Origin of the sequence: Gallibacter sp. Marseille-QA0791, from assembly GCF_965119705.1 — a bacterium.
Lineage (GTDB): Bacteria > Bacillota > Clostridia > Peptostreptococcales > Anaerovoracaceae > Lentihominibacter > Lentihominibacter excrementipullorum.
The window spans coordinates 375,109-397,231 of record NZ_CBCPMH010000001.1 but is presented as its reverse complement, the minus strand read 5'-3'; the positions used below and the strand labels follow the sequence as shown (position 1 = coordinate 397,231).

The 22,123-nt window shown below is 51.8% G+C and carries 21 protein-coding genes; 1 reads left to right on the top strand and 20 read right to left on the bottom strand.

Annotated elements, in window-relative coordinates; all coding sequences use genetic code 11:
• Nucleotides 1–56: 56 nt before the first annotated feature.
• The gene (locus ACQY69_RS01910) at nucleotides 57–680 is read right to left on the bottom strand and encodes a TetR/AcrR family transcriptional regulator (RefSeq protein WP_428258151.1); all 624 of its coding nucleotides are present in this window, start codon (nucleotides 678–680) and stop codon (nucleotides 57–59) included.
• 287 nt (nucleotides 681–967) lie between these two features.
• Between ACQY69_RS01910 and ACQY69_RS01905 the strand changes: the two genes are divergently transcribed.
• Entirely contained in the window at nucleotides 968–1,645 is a 678-nt protein-coding gene (locus tag ACQY69_RS01905; RefSeq protein WP_428258149.1) for a manganese catalase family protein, read from the top strand.
• Nucleotides 1,646–1,753: 108 nt separating this feature from the next.
• Here ACQY69_RS01905 and ACQY69_RS01900 read toward each other — a convergent pair whose 3' ends face one another.
• From ACQY69_RS01900 to ACQY69_RS01810, 19 genes are all read right to left on the bottom strand, one after another.
• Nucleotides 1,754–4,525: an AAA family ATPase gene (locus ACQY69_RS01900; protein WP_428258148.1), complete on the bottom strand. Its 2,772-nt coding sequence runs from the start codon at nucleotides 4,523–4,525 to the stop codon at nucleotides 1,754–1,756.
• The gene (locus ACQY69_RS01895; protein ID WP_428258147.1) at nucleotides 4,522–5,673 is read right to left on the bottom strand and encodes an exonuclease SbcCD subunit D; all 1,152 of its coding nucleotides are present in this window, start codon (nucleotides 5,671–5,673) and stop codon (nucleotides 4,522–4,524) included. The genes ACQY69_RS01900 and ACQY69_RS01895 overlap by 4 nt, the downstream gene beginning before the upstream one ends.
• Before the next feature lie 65 nt (nucleotides 5,674–5,738).
• Nucleotides 5,739–6,518 carry an ADP-ribosylglycohydrolase family protein gene (locus ACQY69_RS01890; protein WP_428260995.1) on the bottom strand — a complete coding sequence of 260 codons (780 nt, stop codon included), beginning with the start codon at nucleotides 6,516–6,518 and terminating at the stop codon, nucleotides 5,739–5,741.
• Nucleotides 6,519–6,796: 278 nt separating this feature from the next.
• Complete coding sequence (gene pta / locus ACQY69_RS01885; RefSeq protein WP_428258145.1) at nucleotides 6,797–7,756, bottom strand: phosphate acetyltransferase; 960 nt, start codon at nucleotides 7,754–7,756, stop codon at nucleotides 6,797–6,799.
• A 163-nt stretch (nucleotides 7,757–7,919) separates the two neighbouring features.
• The gene (locus tag ACQY69_RS01880) at nucleotides 7,920–8,714 is read right to left on the bottom strand and encodes an EFR1 family ferrodoxin (RefSeq protein ID WP_428258143.1); all 795 of its coding nucleotides are present in this window, start codon (nucleotides 8,712–8,714) and stop codon (nucleotides 7,920–7,922) included.
• A 10-nt stretch (nucleotides 8,715–8,724) separates the two neighbouring features.
• On the bottom strand, nucleotides 8,725–9,222 hold the full coding sequence (gene queF / locus ACQY69_RS01875; protein WP_428258141.1) for a preQ(1) synthase: 498 nt from the start codon (nucleotides 9,220–9,222) through the stop codon (nucleotides 8,725–8,727).
• Nucleotides 9,219–9,743, bottom strand: a complete 525-nt coding sequence (locus tag ACQY69_RS01870; protein WP_428258139.1) for a QueT transporter family protein — start codon at nucleotides 9,741–9,743, stop codon at nucleotides 9,219–9,221. The genes queF and ACQY69_RS01870 overlap by 4 nt, the downstream gene beginning before the upstream one ends.
• A gap of 767 nt (nucleotides 9,744–10,510) precedes the next feature.
• A complete protein-coding gene (locus tag ACQY69_RS01865) occupies nucleotides 10,511–13,018 on the bottom strand; it encodes an FtsX-like permease family protein (protein WP_428258137.1) in 2,508 nt (835 codons plus the stop codon).
• On the bottom strand, nucleotides 13,011–13,694 hold the full coding sequence (locus tag ACQY69_RS01860; protein WP_428258136.1) for an ABC transporter ATP-binding protein: 684 nt from the start codon (nucleotides 13,692–13,694) through the stop codon (nucleotides 13,011–13,013). Before ACQY69_RS01860 ends, ACQY69_RS01865 begins: the two co-directional genes overlap by 8 nt.
• A gap of 134 nt (nucleotides 13,695–13,828) precedes the next feature.
• Nucleotides 13,829–14,797 carry a sensor histidine kinase gene (locus tag ACQY69_RS01855; RefSeq protein WP_428258135.1) on the bottom strand — a complete coding sequence of 323 codons (969 nt, stop codon included), beginning with the start codon at nucleotides 14,795–14,797 and terminating at the stop codon, nucleotides 13,829–13,831.
• On the bottom strand, nucleotides 14,782–15,474 hold the full coding sequence (locus ACQY69_RS01850) for a response regulator transcription factor (RefSeq protein ID WP_428258133.1): 693 nt from the start codon (nucleotides 15,472–15,474) through the stop codon (nucleotides 14,782–14,784). Before ACQY69_RS01850 ends, ACQY69_RS01855 begins: the two co-directional genes overlap by 16 nt.
• A 99-nt stretch (nucleotides 15,475–15,573) precedes the next feature.
• Nucleotides 15,574–16,215 (bottom strand): helix-turn-helix domain-containing protein, encoded by a 642-nt coding sequence (locus tag ACQY69_RS01845; RefSeq protein WP_428258132.1) that lies wholly within the window; start codon nucleotides 16,213–16,215, stop codon nucleotides 15,574–15,576.
• A 6-nt stretch (nucleotides 16,216–16,221) separates the two neighbouring features.
• Nucleotides 16,222–16,509 carry a hypothetical protein gene (locus ACQY69_RS01840; RefSeq protein ID WP_428258130.1) on the bottom strand — a complete coding sequence of 96 codons (288 nt, stop codon included), beginning with the start codon at nucleotides 16,507–16,509 and terminating at the stop codon, nucleotides 16,222–16,224.
• Nucleotides 16,510–16,542: 33 nt separating this feature from the next.
• Nucleotides 16,543–16,914: a helix-turn-helix domain-containing protein gene (locus tag ACQY69_RS01835; RefSeq protein WP_428258128.1), complete on the bottom strand. Its 372-nt coding sequence runs from the start codon at nucleotides 16,912–16,914 to the stop codon at nucleotides 16,543–16,545.
• A gap of 421 nt (nucleotides 16,915–17,335) precedes the next feature.
• Nucleotides 17,336–18,430 (bottom strand): hypothetical protein, encoded by a 1,095-nt coding sequence (locus ACQY69_RS01830; protein WP_428258126.1) that lies wholly within the window; start codon nucleotides 18,428–18,430, stop codon nucleotides 17,336–17,338.
• Nucleotides 18,431–18,445: 15 nt separating this feature from the next.
• The gene (locus ACQY69_RS01825; protein WP_428258124.1) at nucleotides 18,446–19,210 is read right to left on the bottom strand and encodes an ABC transporter ATP-binding protein; all 765 of its coding nucleotides are present in this window, start codon (nucleotides 19,208–19,210) and stop codon (nucleotides 18,446–18,448) included.
• The gene (locus ACQY69_RS01820; protein ID WP_428258123.1) at nucleotides 19,207–19,989 is read right to left on the bottom strand and encodes an ABC transporter permease; all 783 of its coding nucleotides are present in this window, start codon (nucleotides 19,987–19,989) and stop codon (nucleotides 19,207–19,209) included. The genes ACQY69_RS01825 and ACQY69_RS01820 overlap by 4 nt, the downstream gene beginning before the upstream one ends.
• A gap of 27 nt (nucleotides 19,990–20,016) precedes the next feature.
• On the bottom strand, nucleotides 20,017–20,991 hold the full coding sequence (locus tag ACQY69_RS01815; protein ID WP_428258121.1) for an ABC transporter substrate-binding protein: 975 nt from the start codon (nucleotides 20,989–20,991) through the stop codon (nucleotides 20,017–20,019).
• Nucleotides 20,992–21,100: 109 nt separating this feature from the next.
• A complete protein-coding gene (locus ACQY69_RS01810) occupies nucleotides 21,101–22,060 on the bottom strand; it encodes a LysR family transcriptional regulator (protein ID WP_428258119.1) in 960 nt (319 codons plus the stop codon).
• Nucleotides 22,061–22,123: the final 63 nt, after the last annotated feature.

Below are 22,123 nucleotides of genomic sequence, written 5' to 3'. Positions count from 1 at the left end.
TATCATCTCCCGATCCGACAATCCGCTCATGTCTTATCTTGCCCGTCCTCAAAACATCAGAAGCTCATCCCGAACAGCCGCTCCCAGCCTGCCGTGTAAAATTCCTTCAGCCGTTCCACCTTCTTCTTAGCCGCTTCCTTTTCCATATCATGGACAACTATTTCGAAGATGCCTGAAAACATACCGCTGGCCAACATATGGCAAAGCTCCGGATCTATATCAGGGACATCAATGCCCAGGCCCCGCATGGTGTCGATGAATCTGTAAGTGGCGGCGACTTCTTTCTCCACCAGCTGATGTATGAAATCAGCAAAGGGTGTACCCCCGGCCTTGCATATCAGCAGTTTGAAATTATCATAGTGTTGATACACATACTCGATAATGCGATCCACCCCGTTATGAGAAATACTCTTCATCCTTGTCTGCTGCTGGGACGGAGACAGTTCTTCAAAACCTTCCAGGACCTCGTCATATATACCGTATATATGCTCCGCATGTTTCTGCACCAGTCCGGCGAACAGCTTTTCCTTTGTGGGATAATATTTGTAAAAGGCTCCTGTAGTCACCCCCGCGTTCTTCACTATCTGCCTGAGAGATGCTCCCATGAACCCCCTTTCCATAAACTCCTTTATGGCTGCCTGCTCTATGAGCTTTTTTGTATTGCTTCCGCTTTTTTCCATTGCCTGCCTTTCCGGCCGGATACCCGCTGCGTCTATAGCCGTTTTCGTGGCCATCCGGTCAAAAACTTTGGATAACAGTGTTATATAACACTGTTATCCTACACCCATACTCAACTGTGTGTCAATATCTGCCGGCTGTCAGTAAAAGAGAAAATTTTTCACTTTCTCCGCCCCTGTCTGTCCATTGACCTTTCTCACGCGCATAATATCCCCACCATTCGCGGATAATATCATATGATACCTTTATGCCGTCTTTGAGGCGACAGAAATATGAAAGGAGTTTTGGTATGTTCAAACATGAAAAACAGTTATTCCATCCTGTAGCCGTGGAAGGTCCCAACCCTCACTACGCGGCGCTGCTGCAGGAACAGCTGGGAGGAGGCAATGGTGAGCTGAAGGCAGCCATGCAATACATGTCCCAGAGCTTCCGGATCAAGGATCAGGAGATAAAAGACCTGTTCCTTGATATAGCCGCCGAAGAACTTGGTCATATGGAAATGGTGGCTCAGACCATCAATCTGCTCAATGGCCATGATGTGGATGCCGACGCTGTCGGCTCCGGCGAGATACAATCCCATGTACTCTTCGGCCTCAATCCCGGCCTCGTAAATTCTTCCGGCTATTCGTGGACAGGCGATTATGTCACAGTCACCGGTGATCTATGCGCCGACCTGCTCTCCAATATCGCATCTGAGCAGCGGGCCAAGGTGGTTTACCAGTATCTTTACAGACAGATAGACGACAAGAAGGTCAAGGAGACCATCGATTTTCTCCTCAACAGAGAAGAAGCTCACAACGCCATGTTCCGCGAAGCCTTCAATAAGGTACAGGATACCGGATCCAACAGAGATTTCGGAGTCACCTCCGATTCAAAAATGTATTTCGACCTGTCCACGCCATCCCCTGCCGGCGCCTTTGGAAACACAGAAGCTGACAGGCCTGCCTTCACCCCTCCCAATTCATGAGGCAGCGGGGCAGCAAGCTCTCCTGATAAAACAAAACAGCGGACCGACGACCTGGCCCGCTGTTTTGCATTCACATAATATATCTTCTAAAAGATCTTCTCACGATGTTCAGATCACCACCTGGACTCTGCTGCCTCCGTTCCTGTCCTTTTTGACGACTATCTGCCTGTCTATACGTTCTTTCAGATCTGAGACATGGGAAATGATGCCAACCAGCCGATTCCCTTCCGCCAGATCGGCCAGGGCTTTAAGCGCCTGCTGCAAAGATTCTTCATCCAGAGAACCGAAGCCTTCGTCTACGAACATGGTATCCAGACGTATACCTCCGGCCGTAGCCTGCAGCTCGTCCGCCAGCCCCAGCGCCAACGACAGGGACGCCTTGAAAGACTCGCCTCCCGACAAAGTTTTGACGCTGCGCTCCGAACCATTGTAGTGGTCTGTAACATCCAGCTCCAATCCGCTCTGGCTCCTGTTGTTCTCCGCCTGTCGACTGCGTTTCAGCTCGTACTGACCTCCTGTCATGACCATGAGGCGTACATTGGCTCTGGATATGACTCTGTCAAAATAAGCAGTCTGAACAAAGGTCTCCAGCATGATTTTTTCCTTTCCTGCTATATTGCCATTGGCCGTATCCGAAAGAGCGCCGACCCACGACCACTTGCTGTCTATGGCCTTCAGCTCTTTCATCTTTTCCGTCATAGCATCGCGTGTCCTCAAATTGGACGATAACCGCAAACGGATATCGCCGATATCTTTCTGCAGGATCCTTTTCTCATATACCAGCTCCTTCCTGCGTGCATCCGCCTCTTCCCTGTCCACCTTTTCATCATTCTTCAACAGCTTTGTCGTTTCCTCTATCTTCCCTCTTAAAACGGTGATCTTCTTATCACAATCTTCCATAGCTTTCCGTGTCTCTCTCACCGCTGATTCGATGTCCTCCCGTTTTTTCTCCATAGCAGCGACAGCCTCGTCAGCTTTGTCCCGACTGTCATACCTCAAGGTCTTCCTCAGAGCGTCTGCCTGCTCTGAAGCAGCCATCTCTTCAACAGCACGATGAGTCAGGCTGTCGCTCAGAGATCTTATCTCCGCTCCCATCTCGTCCAGTTCTTTCGTCAGCCGCGGTCTTTCCTTTTCTATAGCCGCCTTACGGCTGACTTGAGCCTCAACGGCTTTCAGCTGACCGTCGAGCTCCTCCAGCAGCTGTGACTGTCGTCGGATCTCCTCATCCAGGATCTCCACCGCAGGGCTTTCCAGTAATTCCTGTGCCTTCCTCTCCACGGCTGTTTTCTTCTCTTCGAAGGCTCCCTTGATCCTGCCTGATTTTTCACTGCACATTCGTCTTTTTTCCTCAGCCTGCTCTGAAGCTTCTTTGGAAAACTCCAGTTCCTCCTTCGTCGGCGCTCCATCAGGCAAAGACGCAGGATGAGGATGAGATGTGGATCCGCAGACCGGGCACGGCTGTCCAGCTTCCATCCCGGACGCCAATATGCCGGCCTGCTGGTGAAGATACGCTCTGTTCATCGTCTCATATTTTTCCTTCATGACAACAGCGTTCTTCTCCGCTTCCATGTATTGACGCTGAGCGGAGGACAGTTCCTTTTCGACGGCTTTCAGCGATACTACATCGGCAGACAACTGTTTCAGCTCTCCGCTGCGATCCTCAGCCTGCGAGCGTCTGGCTGTCAGGATCGTCTTTTCACTGTCGGCCCCGGCCAGCCTTTCCATCTCCTCATCCAACGCTGCTGCTCTGTCCCTGAGCATTCTCTCGGCCTCTTTCTTCCGCTCCAGCTTTTCTGACAGTTCTTCTACATCTCTTTGAGCCGCCTTCAACATCCTGAGCTTTTCTTCCAGCTTATCATAGTCGTCCTTCTGAGCTTCGACAGTCGCGATCTCTTTAGTCAGCTGCTGCGCTTCCGGCATTCTTTTCTCTGTCTCGTGAAAGATCCGCTCAAGCTGCTCCAGCCTTGGTTTTTCCGTTTCAAGAGCCCTTTCAGACTCACTTCGCAGCCGCGCCGCTTTTTCCAGCTCCATCGCTCTTGTCAGTTCTCTGTCCAGACTCCCGATCTCCTCGTCCAGCCGTTTTTCCCTGGTAATAAGCTCCTGCTGTGTCTGTCGGTCGCTGTCTATGAGGCGTTCCAGCATTTCCTGCGCCTCACCGCTCCAAACTGCCGCTTCTTCGCCGGAGCAGGTTGATATCTTCTCCAGTATCTCCACTGCCTTTTCATCGTCACCGGGAGCCACGATACCTTCCGCATACTGCCGTATCCCGGCGACGGCCTGACGGTGCTGGGATCTCAGATGGGAATTCTCCTCCTTGAGCCGCTCCTGAAGCCGGCTGTAAAGATCCGTATGAAAGATCTTCCTGAATATCCTTTTTCGTTCATCAGTGGAGGCCAGAAGCAATTTGAGGAAATCCCCCTGGGCTATCATGGCAATACGAGTGAACTGCCCCCTGTCGATGCCCAGTATCTCGATCATGGCGCTGTTGACCTCTTTCAGCTTCGTTATCACATGGCCGTCGTCGAAAATCAGCTCAGCCCCGGCCTTTTCCGTGGTGAACCCCTCTCCCCTGGCCTTGGGTCTGTCGTATTCCGGATTTCTTCTGACTCTGTATCCCTTTTCACCGCAGGAAAATACCAGCTCCACCTCCGTCGGCGTCGTCCTGTCGGCGTATTTGGAGCGCAGCATAACCGTTTCTCTGTTGTCGCCGCTGGGTTCTCCGTAGAGAGCGAAAGTTATGGCATCGAACAGCGTCGTCTTCCCCGCTCCCGTATCTCCTGTTATCAGATAAAGTCCCGCCGTTCCCAGCTTTTCAAAATCTATCTCCGTCCTCCCTGCATAAGGCCCAAAGGCGGACATTGTCAATTTCAGAGGTCTCATCTCATATCCTCCCATATCTCTTCTATCAGCTGTGCTATCATATTCTCCTGCTCTTTCGACATGGGAGCATTGTTCTGTGCCTCGTACAGCGCCGCAAAGAGCTCCGCCGGCGTCCTGCTTTCCATATGCTCCACCTCCTCGATCTGTGCTCCGTTCTGCGTCCTGCTGTTATCGTAGTCCATTTTCATCAGATTCCTGTAGACAGACCTCAGCTTGCCGATAGCTTCCGGCACCTCTTCTTCATCGGTCAAGATAACGTGGGTATAATCCTCTCTGTAACTGGTCCCTTCATAAAAATCCCTGGCCATCACCTGGCTGTAACTGCCTCTTATCTCCACCATATCCCGCATAGGCGTCAAGGGTACGGCGCGGATGGATAACGAGCCTTTTTCCTCCAGTGTCACCACTGTCAGAGACTTCTCATGCGCAGCCTCAGAAAATGAGTATTTGAGCGGCGACCCGCAGTACCTCAGCCGCTGAGAGCCGATATCCTGAGGCTTGTGTATATGTCCCAGCGCCACATAATCGAAAGGCGTGAATACTTCCTTCCCTACATCGTCGCTGCCTCCCACTGAAAGAGGCGGCTCCTCTGAATCAGATCTTGATGCTCCCGCAACGAACTGATGGGCCACCAATACGTTCCGCCTTTCCTTTTTCACATCCATAGACTCTATAGCTACAGCGACAGCATCGGCATATGTGACGATCTCCTCTGCCTTTTCCGGAAAAGCATGGCGCACATGAGCCGGCTTGATAAATGGAAGCATATAGATATTCACCTTACCGTGACTGTCCTCCAGCACGAAAGGCTCTACCCTGCCCTCATACACAGGAGAGATATGTATACCGTCTTTCTCCATCAGCCGTCCGCCGAAAGCCAGCCTTTCCGGTGAATCATGGTTGCCGCTTATGATAAACACGTGGGCCGTCAAAGCGGAAAGCTCGACTATGAAATCATCCAGAAGCCGGACTGCCTCCGCCGAAGGAACTGTTTTATCATATATATCTCCGGCGATGAGCACCGCGTCCGGGCTTTCGTTTTTTACGATATCTGTCATCTTCTCAAGAATGTATTTCTGATCCTCCACCATGGAAAAACCGTTCACCCGTTTCCCTATGTGAAGATCAGACATGTGTATCAGCTTCATTTGTTTCCCGCCTTTCTCAAACAGCTTCGCCGGATGGCTCCGCCGTCACTGATCCCGCCCTGCCGTCACCGGCTCTCTCCCGTCAGCAGCGATATCAGATACCGATCCAGATGAGACATGGCCTGCGCCTTGATGTCCTCCGGGATCCCATAATATGCCCCTGCTATGCTTCCTGCCATAGCGGCGATAGTATCGCTGTCTCCTCCTATGGAGACGGCCAGCCGCACACAATCCTCAAACCCGCTGCTTTCCAGGAACGCCTCGAGCGCCTGTGGCACCGACCCCTGGCAGCTCACATCAAACCTGTAATGCGGCCTTATTTCATCCAATGTAAGATCCAGACTGTAGAGATTTTTCATAGCCTGACGTATCTCCGCTTTATCGTACCCATGGCCTGCCATGAACACGGCTTCCGCCACGGCAACAGCGCCTTTTATCCCTTCCGGGTGATCATGAGTGACTTCGGCTGAGATCTTCCCCAGTTCCCCGGCCTCCTGGACACTGCGGGCCAGCGCCCCCGCCGCCGACACTCTCATCGCTGACCCGTTGCCATAGCTGTTATAAGGCCCGTCGTCCTCTCCTGCGATCCACTTGATGAACCTTCCCCCGTAACCACAGTCCGGATATCTCCTTCCGATCTCCTTCATTTTTCTTATCAGTATAGGATGAAGGTCGCCCTGTCGGCCTCCGCTGATGTATTCCTTCAAAGCACTGTAAACGGCAATGGTCATCACCGTATCATCGGTGAACCTGCTGCCATCACTCCAGAAAGGAAAATCGGTCCGCTTTATATTGTGGAACTCATAAACGGATCCGACGATATCACCTGTGACAGCGCCTATCACCGCATCCGGCACCGCAAGCTTCCCGTGGACACCTTCATGTGTCCCTCTTCTCTTTTCTTCCATCATACTACCACATATCCTTCCCGTTCTCATACTTGCCCGCACATTGCTTCGCATTGCCTCGCTGTCCTTGGATCCACGGCCGTTTCTGCTTGCTCAGGTATTTTGCAAAGCAAGCAGGATACGTCCGCCATATGTCATTATAATAAAAGGGCTGTCCATCATCACAGCCCTTCCTGTCGATGCGACAGCCCGTCAAAATCCTTATGCAGTTTCTCTTAGCTGAGAGCGGCAGTCACGAGAGCCATTTTGTAGACTTCCTGCGCGTTGCATCCTCTGCTGAGATCATTTATCGGCGCGTTGAGACCCTGGAGGATAGGCCCTATTGCCTCATAACCACCAAGTCGAGCCGCTATCTTATAACCGATGTTTCCTGCGTTTATGTCAGGGAAAATGAATGTGTTGGCCTGTCCTGCCACTTTGGAGCCGGAGCACTTGACCTTAGCCACTTCAGGCGCCACCGCAGCATCGAACTGCAATTCGCCATCCACATCCAGATCAGGAGCTGCTTCCTTCACCTTCTTCGTGGCGTTGGCTACCAGCGTTACCATATCGCCCTTTCCCGAACCGTAAGTGGAATAGGAAAGCATAGCCACCTTAGGTTCTATGCCGAATACCTTGGCAGTTTTGGCTGTCTCGACAGCTATCTCAGCCAACTCATCCTCGTTAGGGCTGATATTGATAGCGCAGTCGCCCATGGCCAGTTTGCTGTCGTCCCTTACCATGATGAAGCATGAGCTTACTATCTTGTTGCCCGGCTTCGTCTTGATGAGCTGCAGAGCCGGTCTCACCGTATCTGCTGTAGAATAGGTAGCTCCACCCAGAAGGCAGTCAGCCTTGCCCATCTTCACCAGCATAGTACCGAAGTAATTCGATTTCTTGAGAGCTTCTCTCACCTCATCGGCGGTCATCTTACCCTTTCTGAGAGTTACCATCTCATCCACCATGGCGTCCATCTCATCATACTGCTCAGGATCGATGATCTGGCACTTACCGATGTCAAATCCGCCATCCTCCGCGGCCTTTTTCACTGCCGCCTCTTCACCCAGCAGGATGACACTGAGGATCCCGCCTGTGGACAGCTTTGACGCCGCGTCCAGTATCCTGGCGTCCGTACCCTCGGTGAAAACGATAGTTCGCGGATTGTTCTTTAACTGCTCTGTCAGTTTGTTAAACATTATTTTCCCTCTTTTCTATATTGATTTTATTGGTCACAAACATACAATTTTATTGTATCTATTTGCCCGGCTCTTTTCAAGTATTTTCTTGCGCCAAAATACAGCGCCTAAATACAGCGGCGAGATACAGTTGTCTGCTTCTTTGGCGATGACCACGTCCGTCTCATACTTCACCGTTCCCCTTTTCTTCTGTTCGGGACATATCAGGACACCTGTAGCGTGGCTTTCCCAGGCTTATCGTTCCATATTCGATGGCCTCTTCCGGACATCCCGTTATACATGCCATACAATGGATACATCGCCCCTGCCACACAGGCTTTCCCTCATTCATCAGTATATCATTGACAGGACATTCAGCCGCGCATCTCCCGCATCCGGTGCACCTGTCGTCAGCATTGAATTTCCTGTCTTTCACTGAAAACTTATAAAACAGCGGATTTATCAATGTGCTCTTGATCCGGTCCATCAATCCGGCCCGTTTTTCCGGGAAATCCTCCTGTCTTTCGATATATCCCGCCAGCCGGTCCGCCTGAGGGAGTGCCAGCTCTATTATCCGGCGCGCCTCTGCCTCTTCCGGAGCATCGAACATGGCTATATAATTCTCCGGCATGACAAGTTCGGCACAGCCCTTATACTTCAGCTTCATATCAGCGCACAGTTTCTCCGCATATCGCTGCGAATTCCCCATATCGCTGCCGCAGGTGAGTACAAAATATACACCCGTCCCCTCTTCCAGAGCAGATCTCCTGATGAGCTCTTCGACAGCCCTGGGTATCCTCCACCCATATACCGGCATCACGAAAACGATATCTTCCAATTTTGCGATACTATCCGGTATTGTCAGCTTTTCTCCTCTTTTCAGGAAATCGTTGATCCTGCAAAGGTCCCTGCCTGTACGCTTCGCTATGCGTTTCGCTATGAGCTGACTGTTTCCTGTTCCCGAAAAATAAAAAATCATGGTGCTCCTCCTACCTGTTATCTACCTTTTCCGGATAGAGGTCATGGTGACTCAGACGCTCAAAAGCAACCTTTTCCCACACCGTTCCCGGCTTTCCATAATTACAGTATGGATCTATGGAAATCCCTCCTCTCGGCGTAAATTTTCCCCACACCTCTATGTACTTAGGATCCATCAGCTTTATCAGATCTTTCATGATGATATTGACACAGTCCTCGTGAAAATCTCCGTGATTGCGAAAGCTGAAAAGATACAGCTTCAGCGATTTGCTCTCCACCATCGATTCTCCCGGGACGTAGGATATGTAAATCGTCGCGAAATCCGGCTGCCCTGTCATAGGGCAGAGGCTGGTGAATTCCGGACAATTGAACTTAACGAAATAGTCGTTTTCAGGATGCTTGTTTTTAAAGGTTTCCAGCACTTGAGGCGCGTAATCCGAAGGATAGGACACGTCTCTGTTCCCCAGCAGCGAAACACCTTCCAGTTCTTTCTTGTTTCTTCCACTCATCGGCTCTCTTCCTTTCCGCTGTGAGCGGCCACCGTCCCTGCCGGCCGCCAGACTCTTTCCAGCACTTTTATTATCACCACTCCTACTATCCCCGGAAGGATCTGACCTATACATAAGTTCAGCGCCATCAGCCAGTAAGGCATGTTGAGAAAATATGACAGATACGTGGCCACTCCCAGCCCCGGCACCAGCACGACAGGTACGGCTGCAAGTCCGTAATGCCATCCTTTCTTCCGTATCAGCACGATAAGAGCAGTAGTCACGATACCAACGATACAGCCTCCTGCCATATCTGCTATCCCAAAACCTCCGAAAAGCATATTCGATATCAGATTCGCGAAACCAAGTGGCAAAACCAGGAACGGAAAGATATATGCCAGAGCGTAAAGTGATGTGGCTATCCTTATCTGATACGCTCCGAATGAAAAGCTCTGAGTAAGATAGAGCACCACGATGTAGATAGCCATGACCATCGCTGAGAACGTCAGCTTCTGCATGCGGCTCATGTTCTGTATATCCATATCCATTCACCTCCATAACTGGAGCTGCGCGCAAAATCAAAGATTTACCCTAAAGGGCACAGGTTGGCAGCTCATTTCACTGAAAAATCGCCACGGGCTTACGCCCTGCGATTTCTGTGTTTGAGCTGCGCGCAAAATCAAAGATTTTGGCAGCTCATAAAAAAATTCCCGGAAACCGGGAATGTCAACAACACAAAAATAACATCTTATTCATCTTGTTGTCCCTAGTTTTGTTTTCCGACAGGATGGTTTCGAACTGTCGCCGCCGCGAAGGGCGGGTTCTCTATTCGGAAGTGATCGGCTCGTCTCCGAGCCGTTATTCATTATATATGATGGCAATGGCTTTTTCAACAGATTATTTGCCGGCGGCAGGCTGCCAGACAGTTAAAATATCGCCACTCGGTAATAAACCCACGCCCACGATAAAAAGCCCTGTTTTCACTCCATTTTCAGAGGCGTAATATCGCGACCATACGAAAAAATGCTGTCCAGTATAGTATTCGCCTCGAAACCCCTCAAAAACTATACTGACAGCATATCGATCATGGGTTTGGCGATAATGCCGCTTCAAAAATCCGCTGAAATACGGCTATTCTATCGTGAAGGCACCTGTATCAGACCAGTGGCGATAATCCGGGCAGAGAAAAGCAAACAGCGACAATCTGAGCAGAGAAAAACGAGCAGCGAGAGGCCGGTGACGCAAGGCAGAGCCATCAGCGCCACCGCCAGCGCTGTCATCGGTATCGTCGGCTACCCCGGCTCCGCCGTCACCGCCGCAGCCGCTCTATGACGCTTCCCCGCTGGGTCCTGCTATACACGACTACAGGTGCCGTCACGCATATGAGGAATATGATCGCCAGCAGCACCAGATCCATCACCCACGGCACGGAGAAGGATATCCTGTAGGCGTTCATCCCTCTGAAGACGATATAACTCATCGGAAGGCCGACCGCCAGCGAGACGACTGATGAAACGGCCGCGTACCACAGCCCTTCCAGCCTCAGCATCTTCCTGATCTGCTTCGTGGTCATGCCTATGCTTTCCAGCGTTGCCAGTTCCTGCGACCTGTTCTGGACGCTGGCAGCCATCATGTTGATGTAGTTCAGCACGGCCAGCAGCGCTATAACAGCTCCCAGGCTGCCTCCCAGCACTTTTATCTGGTTTTCGGACGTCTTCATCTCCGAGTATCTGTCCAGCTTGGATTCACAGGATATCTGCTTGTCGTCCGCGAAGACGGCTTTCACCTTTTTCTCCGTGGCTGCGGAGAAGGGCTCGTCGTATTCCACTTCGATCAGTTCCGTAAAAAGTTTATCGCCCATCAGCTCAGAGGCATACTTCTCGCTGACGATGAGGTCAGGGGTGTAGCCGCCCGCGAAATAGGCCGGGTTGCTGTAAATGTCGCCTACGGCCGCTATCGTAATGGCGTGTTCCTGTTCCGGCGACTTGCTTTCAGGCAGTGAAAACCGCACCGTCTTACCGGGTATCCCGTCGTCTCCTTCCGTGAACGTCTTCGCCGCGGCCGCGACCTTTCCATCCCTAAAATCGCTCCAGTCAAGGACGCCTCCCAGGCTTTCATTGAGAACATCGAATCCCGCCTTATCGACGCTGATGAACCTGGCTGTAAATGAGCCGTCGTATGGGTCCGCCCTGTAGGCTTCCATGTCGTTCTCGTAGTTTCCCGGGCTGTATCGCGATTTATAAAGCTCCCGGTAATATCGACCGTAAACCTGTTCCTGATAAGGGACCACCATTTCCGCAGAGGTCACCTTCCTCACCTCTTTCACCCCGGCAATGGCTTCGACCTCGGATATTTTCTCCTTGGTGATGAGTTGCCTCCTGTCATCGTCCAGCGTCGTCTCATTCCTGAAGCTGATATCGCACGTGGAGGTTTCGTTCAGTATGAGCCTGGCGTCGTTTTCCCTTATCACCTCATTGACCACCAGGAACACGGAGATAGCGATGATGAAGGAAGCGAATATGACGGCGGCCTGTTTCCTGTCGCGAAACACGTTATGGAAAGCCATGGATGGCACCGAGCCCGATTCCCTCCCGCGCCTGCGCCGCGCTGATGCGGACGAGCCGGGGACGTACTTCATGGCCTCCACAGGCGAGCACTCGCCTGCCATCTTAGCCGGTTTCCTGCAGCCTGTCATGTTGGTGAGGAATGCGAATACTGCCGCAGCCGCCAGAGCCCATATTATCATCGGACCGCTGCTGTCTGTGGAAAGCTCCGGGTTGACGGCGTGAAGCAGGGCCGGTATCACAGCCTTTGACAGGACAGCCGCTGCTATAATCCCGACAGGTATACCTGCCGCGGCGTTCCAGAGAGCCTGAAACACGACGATCCTCTTCAACTGCCCTGTGATCATCCCTATCGTCTTCAACTGGCCGTAATAACGAATATCCTTGGAGATGGAAATGTAGAGGGCGTTGTATATGAAAAGATAGCCGCTGGCAAAAATCATCAGGAGCAGCAGCGCCAGACACGCCACGGTTTTGCAGAAGCTGCTCACCGTATCGTAATCCGCTTCGATTATCTGCCTGTTGTCCATATCTATCTCATTCTGCATCCGTATGATATCTGCCTCGGAATACAGCGGATTTTCCAATGTTATTTTCAGCGAACCCTGGGTAAAATCCGTCTGCTTCGCGCCTGTGGTTTCGAAAAAATCCCGCGACACATATCCTCTCATGCTGCCGCTGTAGTCGGTATACCATCCCGAGAGGGTGAAATTTCCGTGCAAAAGCGCTCCCTCACTTCCCTCCGCCAGCGTGAAGTAAGCCATCGGCAGCTCCATGCCTGTATGAGGCTTCTCTATCCCCATGGCTTTCAATGCGGCAGTGCTCATCATTATCTCGCTTTCGGCCTGCGGATACCGGCCTTCGTATTTTTCCAGAGCCGGAACAGTCTGCTTTTCCCAACACGTCTCATCGAGCCAGTACAACCTGGTCTTGTCCAGAGTCCTGTCTTCGTACTTCTCCACTATCGCGCACTTCACGGCGACTCCCGCATACCTGACGTTTTCCATGGAGCGTATCTCCTTCACCTGGTCGTCCCTGGGCTCCGTCAACGCGATATCGTAGTCCATCCCCTCCATCCGTATCTGCCGCTGAGACACGGCTTCCCAGTAGCTTGTTCCCACGGCGATCACCACCGCGATCAGGAGGGTCGTCAGCATGATGGCGAAGATGATCAGAATGTTGCGTTTCACATTAGCCCTGTAGGTGGCCCGGGCTACCTCACCGGTCACCTTTCTGTTCTCGACTTTAAGCATGGCTGTTCTCACCTCCGAAGATCTTCCCGTCTTCAAGGCGTATGATACGGTCCGCCATCTGAGCGATCTCATCGTTATGGGTTATCATCACGATGGTCTGAGCGAATCTCCGTCCGCACATCTTCATCAGTCCCAGGACATCCTGGCTGGTGCGGCTGTCCAGATTCCCCGTAGGCTCGTCAGCCAAAACGATGGCCGGTTTCGCCGCCAGCGCTCTGGCCAGGGCGACACGCTGCTGCTGTCCTCCCGATAGCTTGTCAGGCATCTGATACTTCTTTTCTTCCAGTCCCAGTGAGCTTATTATCCGTTCCACGTACCTGCCGTCCGGCCTGACGCCGTCCAGCTTGATGGGCAGAACGATATTCTCGTACACGTTCATGACAGGCAGCAGGTTGTAGTTCTGGAATACGAATCCTATCTTCCTCCTGCGGAAGACAGTCAGCTCATCCCTTTCCATTCCCGACAGGTCGCGGCCGTCGACGATGGCCTGTCCCGATGTGGGAACGTCCAACCCTCCCAGCATGTGGAGCAATGTGGATTTCCCGCTGCCCGAGGTCCCCACGATGGCCAGGAATTCCCCCTCTCTGACGGAAATGCTGACGCCGTCCAGCGCCTTCACCAGAATCTCCCCGGTACCGTAATACTTTCTGAGATCCTTTGTTTTCAAAATGTCCATGATTTCACCTTCCTTACGCATTATGGTCATATCCTACCAGAGAGTTCTTTCTCAAATCTTTCCTGAAGGTGACGGATTTGTCACATTTCATAAAAAAGAGGGCTCCGCACCTGCATCACGTGCATAAGCCCTCGTCACAGATATCTTTCCGGTCCGTTTCCGCCGGCCAGTTCTTCATAGCGCGGCAGGAACAGCTTCATCGTCGTTCCCTTTCCCGGCTCCGACTCCACCTTCACGTATCCGCCCTGCTTTCCCAGTATCTCCCTGACCAGATAGAGGCCGATGCCGAACCCCGGTTTGTCCCTCACGTCATCTGAACGGTAAAAGCGCTGAAATATCTTTCCCTGCTCATCTTCCCTGATTCCGGGGCCAAAATCCCGAACCCGGATGCAGACGAAGGACTCGTAGGGCACAGTCTCCACCTGCACCGACGCCCCTTCGTCGGAGTACTTCACCGCGTTGTCCAGCACGTTCCCCAGCGCTTCCGCCGTCCACCTGCTGTCGGCGCAGCACCGCTCGTCGCCGGAGTTTCGCAGGATGGTGATATTCTTCTTCATAGCCGCCAGTTCCACCATCTGACATGCCATATCCACGATCTCCTCCACGTCCGTCATCGACGGCGACATCGATATCATCTCCTGCTGTATATACGATGTCCTCACCAGCTCCTTCATGAAAAAATCCAGCTTTTCCGATTGGCTCCGTATCCTGCCGGCCAGCGCCGCGCCTTTTCCCTCCGCTTCCTTTTCTCTTAAAAGGTCGCTGTAAAGCATGATGTTGGCCAGCGGCGTCCGTATCTGGTGGGAAATATCGGAAATCAGCGTCTTCATGGCATCTCGCTCCTGTCCGGCCGCGTCATGGTTGACATCATATGCCCTCAGCAGCCTGTTGAGCCGCTCCGTCAGGGCCGCGTCCATGGACTCGTCGAACCGCACGTCACCTCGCTTTCCCGACAGGGCCCTGTCCAGCGTTTCCAGCAGATGGCGATAAGTCTCTTTCACGCGCTTTTCATAATGACGTCTGGCGGCAAAGATCGCGACGAGACACACGACTGCCGCTGCCGCCGCTATTGCAATATATCCTGCCATCATCCTCTCTCCCATACGTATCCTCTGCCGTATACCGTCCTGATGTATACCGGCTTGGACGGTACATCCTCAAGCTTATCCCGAAGCCGCCTTATTCCTACCGACAACGCGTTGTCCTCCACATACTCCGTCCCTTCCGGCCATACCCACTCCATGAGCCGCTCCCTGGTGAGTATCCTTCCGGCGTTGGAAACCAGAAGGTACAGTATCCTCTGCTCCGTCTTGCTGAGCTCTACCGCGCTTCCTCTCTTATAGAATTCCATCCTGTCAAATGAAAATCTGAAGACGTCGTCTCTGTACTCGGCCTGCTTTTCTCCCGCAGTCCGCCGCAGCAGCGCCCTCACCCTGGCTCTCAGTACCATGAGGCTGAAAGGCTTTGTTATATAGTCATCCGCCCCACATTCCAGACCTCTGACGATATCCGTTTCCATGTCCTTCACCGTCAGCAGGGCGACAGGAACCCGACTGAATATCCGCACCCTCCTGCACAGCTCCAGGCCGCTGCCGTCAGGCAGGTTGATGTCCAGTATCAGAAGATCGAAATCCTTCTCCCGCACCAGCTTCTCCGCCTCGGCCACCAGTCTGCACCTGACCGGCTCCACGTCATCATCGCGCAGGGACATCTCGATTCCTTCCGCCAGGTCCTCGTCGTCTTCCAGTATCAATATCCGCTTCATATCCGCTCCGGCCATCTTTCGTCCGCTCCTTCATTTTCTCTGTTCATCTTCCCGTGACCACGCTTTCCCGCGTTGCCTCCGTACCCCCGTTCATTATATCACCGTTTCCGGACTTTACCACTTCTTCTTTATCCTCCCGATGACCCAGATGACCGCCAAAAGCAGCAGGACTGCCAGCAGGCCCATCCACAGCGGAGAAAAGACCCATATCCACCTCCAGTCCGTATAGCCGGTCAGCTTCATGGCGGCAAAGAGGATGGTCAGGGCGCTGGCGAATCCCATCCCCGAATTCTTCACCGTCTTGTCGTTGACCTGTTTCCATGCGGCCAGCTTTATGGAAAAGCCTGCGAACAGAAAAAACAACCCGACGGAAACGACGACGATGGCCGGGGTCGTTTCCAGGTCCAGCACCACGGAAAGGAAAGGCAGCGCTATCCCTGCCACCATCACGGCAGACGACAGTATACTCAAGGCCCTGTCAGGCCTCGTCCCTTCCATCACATCGCTGATGACCTGGTCCGCCTTCCGTGCCATCTCTTTTTCCTCTATCCGCTCGCCGTTGAAAAGCTCCGTCAATGTGATGCCCAGCATATCGCAGAGAGGTTTGTAAAGGGAAGGGTCCGGCAGATTCCGGCCGGTCTCCCATTTGCTGACAGCCTTGTAGCTGACTCCCAGCTTCTCTCCCAGCTGCGACTGGGTCATCTTCCTTTCCTTTCTCAGCTCCGCGATGAACCTTCCTATCTTCGCCTGATCCATGGTGTGTCATTCTCCTCTCCTGTCGTCTCCGTCGCCCTTCATCGCCAGGACTATCATACCTGCGGCAACTATCACAGCGATGATGACGGTTATCAGCGTTTTCAGCGAAAAGTTGTCGAAGATACAGGCCCTCAGAAAAACGCACACCGCTGCCAGCAGCAGTATCACCGCGCCCTGATTGAAGTACCCTCTGTTCCTTATTTTATCTTCCTCATCCTCCTCGATGTCTCCCGGACCATCTTGAAAGGCAGCCCGAACATGTATAGAGAATACCACAGGCAACGGATTTTTCATACCGCCCGAAGGTAGAATCGGCGGATTGCGACGCTACCACCCGTACACTGCATTGACGATGAAGTGCAGCATCGATATCAACGCGATACCTGCCGCGCCTCCTGCGATTATCAGATACCATTTGAAGATGCTCTTGGCCGTCTTCACATCGTTGTAGATGGAATCCACCTTTTCCTCGCTCATGTTCCGCTCCCTGACCTGCTGCACATCCACATCCTTCACCAGCTCGTCGAGAGTCAGTCCGAAGTAATCGCTCAGGAGCACCAGACGCTGAAAGTCCGGGTACGACTGACACGACTCCCATTTCGATATGGTCTGGCGCGAGACCTTCAACTCCGCCCCCAGCTCCTCCTGGGAAAGCCCCTTGGATTTTCTCAGGCTTATGAGTTTTTCGTTGAAATTCATAGCTCATCTCTCCTTAACTTGTTCCTCACCTTATTCCGCGGCGCGATCCTCTTCCGCCGCAGAACAAGTATCGCGGATTTCCCGCATTTCTTCAACCAACTTTAGTTGGCGATCTGTCAATCGACCATGACATCGCCACCGATTGCGTCAGGTTTTACAGACATTTTGAGATTTTCACAAGATGTCTGTAAAATTTTCAACGTTTGCAGGCCCGAAGCCCTCCTACGAGTCCATTAAAGCCGGCAAAACGCTCTCCCAGCCCTTTACATAAAAAGTCCAGATTGCTCAAACCCATTGAATTTTACAGATAAATCGCAAAAAACGAAAATGTCTGTAAATCCGCCCCACAGAGGGCCGCCGGCCGCACCCACAGAAAAAGAGCCGGCGTTTCGACGCATCGGCTCCTTCGATAAAACATATGCTATTCTTCCCGTATCCCGTCTTCCACGTAATCCAGATAATACTGGTAAGCTTCTTCCCAGCTTTCATACTTGGGATCGTCTCTGTGATCCGGCAGGTCGTAGTTTTCCTCCAGGTACTTTGACAGATACTCGGTGTATTTCTCAGCTCCCAGGAAGTTGACGTGCTTACTGTTGTAAAAGTCGGTCTCCCAGTCCAGGTCAAGAGCCTGCGCCATCTCAGGGGTGTTGAAGTTGAGCACCTGATATCCCCGTTCTTCGACCATATCTATAGCCGTATTGAATTTCTCAGCCTCTCCGTCCTTCATCGAATACGGTGAAAGGACGAATAATATGTCCTGATCCAGGTCATCGCAGTAGTCCAGCACCTCCACCAACGTCTCCTCGGCTTCCGGCGACAGATCTGCCCGGCCGTCGGAATAAACAGGCTCCTTCTGAGACACAGATTCCCGTGTCTTATAGCTTGTAACGAATCCTTTCGTCTCGTTTTTCGTATTGATCAATGTTACATCCTTGACGGAAAGGTCGCCTGTCTCCAGCCTGCTGTGATATTTGATGATAGGGATGTAATAATCCCATTTGCTGTCATCGATATCGCTCAGCTCTCCTTCTGCTCCCTCAACGAATTCCAGCGCCTTGTTTATAGCGTCAGTCCTGTTCTCCGAATATTCCATACTGTCGGTGACACGCCTTATGTGGGCGTCGGTTATCAGGTCTTTCGTCTTCAGAACCCATCTCAGCTCGATGATATACATCTGAGGATCCTGAGTCTTCTCCACCTCTTCTATCAGATAAGGTACGAAGAACAGAGGCATTCCCATGGTAGCCAGCGTAAAAGTGGCTGTACCTGTCTCGTTATAGGCGTATGGCCCTATGTAATATCTGTTGGAGGCACTGGTGCCAAAATACACTACATCGATGGTGTTCTCCTCTTCTTCGTAAAAGGCGTTGAATATCTCCTTGTTAGAATCGGAATCGGCTATGTTGAACACCTGGTTCAGATAGATGAACAGCAGCGCCGCCACCACCGCGAATATCAATGCGCGTATTATTACCTTCTTCTTCCGTGACCCTTTCTTAGATGTGGTTTCTTCCATTTTCCTCCCCGAAAACTACTGATTGTCGTCGTTCTCCTCCCACAGCGCGTCGTTGAACATCTTCCACATCTGTCCGTAGCCCTCCGATGCCGGAGTCACAGGCTTTGGTATCTTGTTTTCGATGTCTATTTTGATCTCCCCTCTTCTGGACATCAGCATCACGCGATTGCCCAGGACCAGAGCTTCCTGGATATTGTGGGTTATGAAGATGACTGTAGCGTTTTCCTTCTCCTTGATACGCAAAAGCTCAGCCTGCAGCTTGTTCCTCGTCATGGCATCCAGGCTGGCAAACGGCTCGTCCATCAGGATTATCTTGGGGTTCAGCGCCAGGCCCTTGGCTATGGCCACTCTCTGCTTCATGCCGCCGCTCAGTTGATGCGGGTAGAGATCGCCTTTATCGGACAATCCTACCATATCAAGGTGTTCCTGCGCTATACGCTCGAGTTCCGCCTTGTCCTTGAGTCCGTTGACCTTGAGAGGATACTGGATATTTTTCTTCACCGTTTTCCACGGGAAAAGCTGATTAAAATCCTGGAATACCATTATCCTGTCTATCCCCGGCTTATCGACCTTTACGCCGTCAACCAGGATATCTCCCTCGTAGTCCTCGAATCCGGCGATGCATCGTATCAGCGTCGTCTTGCCGCAGCCGGACGGTCCCAGTATGCAGAGAAAATCTCCCTGGTTCACCGTCAGATCCAGATCCTTTATGATATCTCTGGAATCGGGAGCGTCATGGTAATTCTTGGTGAGTTTCTTTACTTCCAGTAACTTGCTCATCTTACCATCCCCCATTTCTTAACGGTGTTCCTCTCGATTATCCTGAACACGCCATATTCTATTATTATACCTATAATGATTATCACAATCAAGGTGGCAAATACGCCGGCTATATCAAAGTTGGTCCTCTTCATGAATATATACCAGCCTATCCCCGCGCCGGATCCTGTCGTACCGAAGATCATCTCAACGCTGAGGAGTCCTCTCCATGCTCTGGCCCAGCCTACTCTCATACCTGAAAGAACGCTGGTGAAGGCTGCCGGCAAATACACTCCCATGACGAGGGACAGCCCCTTAAGCCCTATGTTCCTGCCGCTCTCTATGTAAATGCTCGATATGGACTTGAACCCATCCATGATGCTCCTGGACATAGGCCAGAGAATGGAGTGGACCACGATGAATATTATAGTTCCCTCTCCTATCCCGAACCACAGTATGGCCAGCGGCAGCAGCGCCACACCCGGCAGCAGGTCGCATATGGACACTATCAGGTTATATATAGCGTAGAATATCTTGCTGACCACAGCGATGCTGGAAAAGATGAAAGCCAGCACTATACCTATGGCAAGACCCCTGACGATGAGGCTCATGGAATACAAAGTATACTCCAGCAGGCTGTCATCCTTGAAGCCTTCCACGAAGCTTCTCAGTATCTCCGTCGCCGAAGGGAACATTATCTCCGGAAAAGCCTGCATCTGGTAAACGATCTGCCATACCGCGATGAAGCATATTATGAAAATTATCTGTGTTCTTATCTCCTGTTTCGTTCCTTCTTTCATTTCTCTGTCGCCTTTCCTGCTTCCGCGCTAGTTCCCCACGACATTATCGAAGGCCAGATCGCTCATGGACGAAGGACCTTCGTTTTCAAGGAAATCGTTCTCAGCCATAAAGTTGGCCATATCCATGACTCCTTTAGTCTCCGTCGAATATACGCAGGCCGGATCGTTGAGCCATTCCAGCATGGTAGCCGCGTCCACGTCTTCCGCTTCGCACAGCATCTCGGCAGCTTCCTCTTTGTTCTCATTGATCCAGGTGATGGCTTCTTCCAGAGCGCTCAGCACCGCCTGGTAAAGCTCAGGATCATTCTCATAAAGGTCTGTTGACGCCATCATCAATATGAATGAATTGCCATCAGGCCATACCGACTCCAGAGCCTCCACCTCATGGATGCCTTCCTCAGCAGCTTCCTTGTACACATACGGCGATGTGGTCAGATGGCATTCAACACTGCCCGAGAGAAGTGACGACATACCGTCAGGGTGGGCCATCGCCACGATATTATTGTCTAAGGCGTGAGCATCGCCGAGCTGCTCTTCTGCCGCCATAGCCAGGAGAACATGCTGTATGCTTCCTATATTGACCAGAGCTATCTTCTCATCGGTTATATCCGAAAGAGTCTGTATACTGTCATCGTTGGTCATTATCCTGTGAGGCTGAGCCGACATATTGGACGCGATCTTGTACGGAACGCCGCTGGTCACACCTGTGATAGCCGGAGCTACTCCCATGCCTCCTACATCTATGTCCCCTGACGCAAATCCTTCATTTATGGCCGAACCCGAATTGAGAGTGGACCACTCCACTTCCACCCCATCGTAATACTTCTCGATGAGCTTCTGCTCCTTCATCACCTCGAATGGGGCGTAGGCCATGCCGTACTGATGAGCTATGGTCAGGGTCTTCGTACCGCTTTCCGATGAATCTCCGCTGCCACATGCAGTGAAGCATACCGCCACGACGGCTATCAGAGATGCCGCTATGATTTTTCTTGCCTTTTTCATTTCATTCTCCTTTATAAATAATAATATTGCAAGCGTCAAACGCTTTAAAAACGAACTTTCAGCCGGTCTCTCCTCCCGATGCTGCCGTAAGAGCCAAGCCCTTTCAGCGTCAAATCAAGGTCTTTTTCAACACTTCGATGAACTCCTTCGCAGCTCTGGACATATACCTGTTTGCCGGATAGACCACATATATGTCCCTGGCGCAGAGCTCCGGCTCTGTCAGGTAGAACCTCGGGAACTGACTGAATCTGCTGTTTCTGATGCAGCTTTCTGTCATCAGTGAGATTCCTACACCTGCCAGTGTGAGGGCATAACTGGTCATAGTCTGCTCCACACATACCTTTCTTATGGGTTCGAATCCACACCTTTCGAACAGCTCGTTCATCAACAGCCCTATGTGCTGGTCATCCCTCAGCATGACGAAGGGCATGTATTTTAATACAGTAAGATCTATGAGTTCCGAGGTTTCCTGCGCTGCGCCTGCCTCCCGTCCCCTCATGATAGTCTCAGGCTGTATCTCCTTCTCCTTCAGAGCGTCATTTATCTCCCAGTCCCGCGGTACACACACGTATATCCTTTCGCTGAAAAGCTTCTCGTAGCAGAAACGCTCATCGAATTCCATGGGGTGGGCGATAAAAAGATCTATCATCCCGTTGAATGCTTTCACCGAGATCTCCGGTATGTTATCGTCTATTATCTCGATATCTATGCCGGGATATTTTTTCAGAAAAACGCTGACAGCCTCCGGCAGATAACTGACATTGAAAGAGCTGGCACCTCCGATCGTCAGGCTTCCTCTCCTCATGTCCTCCAGATCCGATATATGCCTGTTGAATTCTCTGTTCAGCGCATCCATCTTCTCCGCGTATTCCAGATAAACCTTTCCTGCCTCTGTCAGCTCCAGCGGTTGTCTCGAGCGGTCAAAAATCGCTGTTCCCAGTTGCTCCTCAGTCTTCTTGAGTCTGGCGCTGAGAGCCGGCTGAGACATATCGAGTTTTTCGGCCGCTGCCGATATGTTCTTCATCTCCGCTATCGTCTCTATATATCCTGCCGATACGAACTTATCCATTCCCTTTGCCTTTCTTTTCCCAGCCTCCGGCACACTGCACCGCAGCAATTATAACTTTTTGAT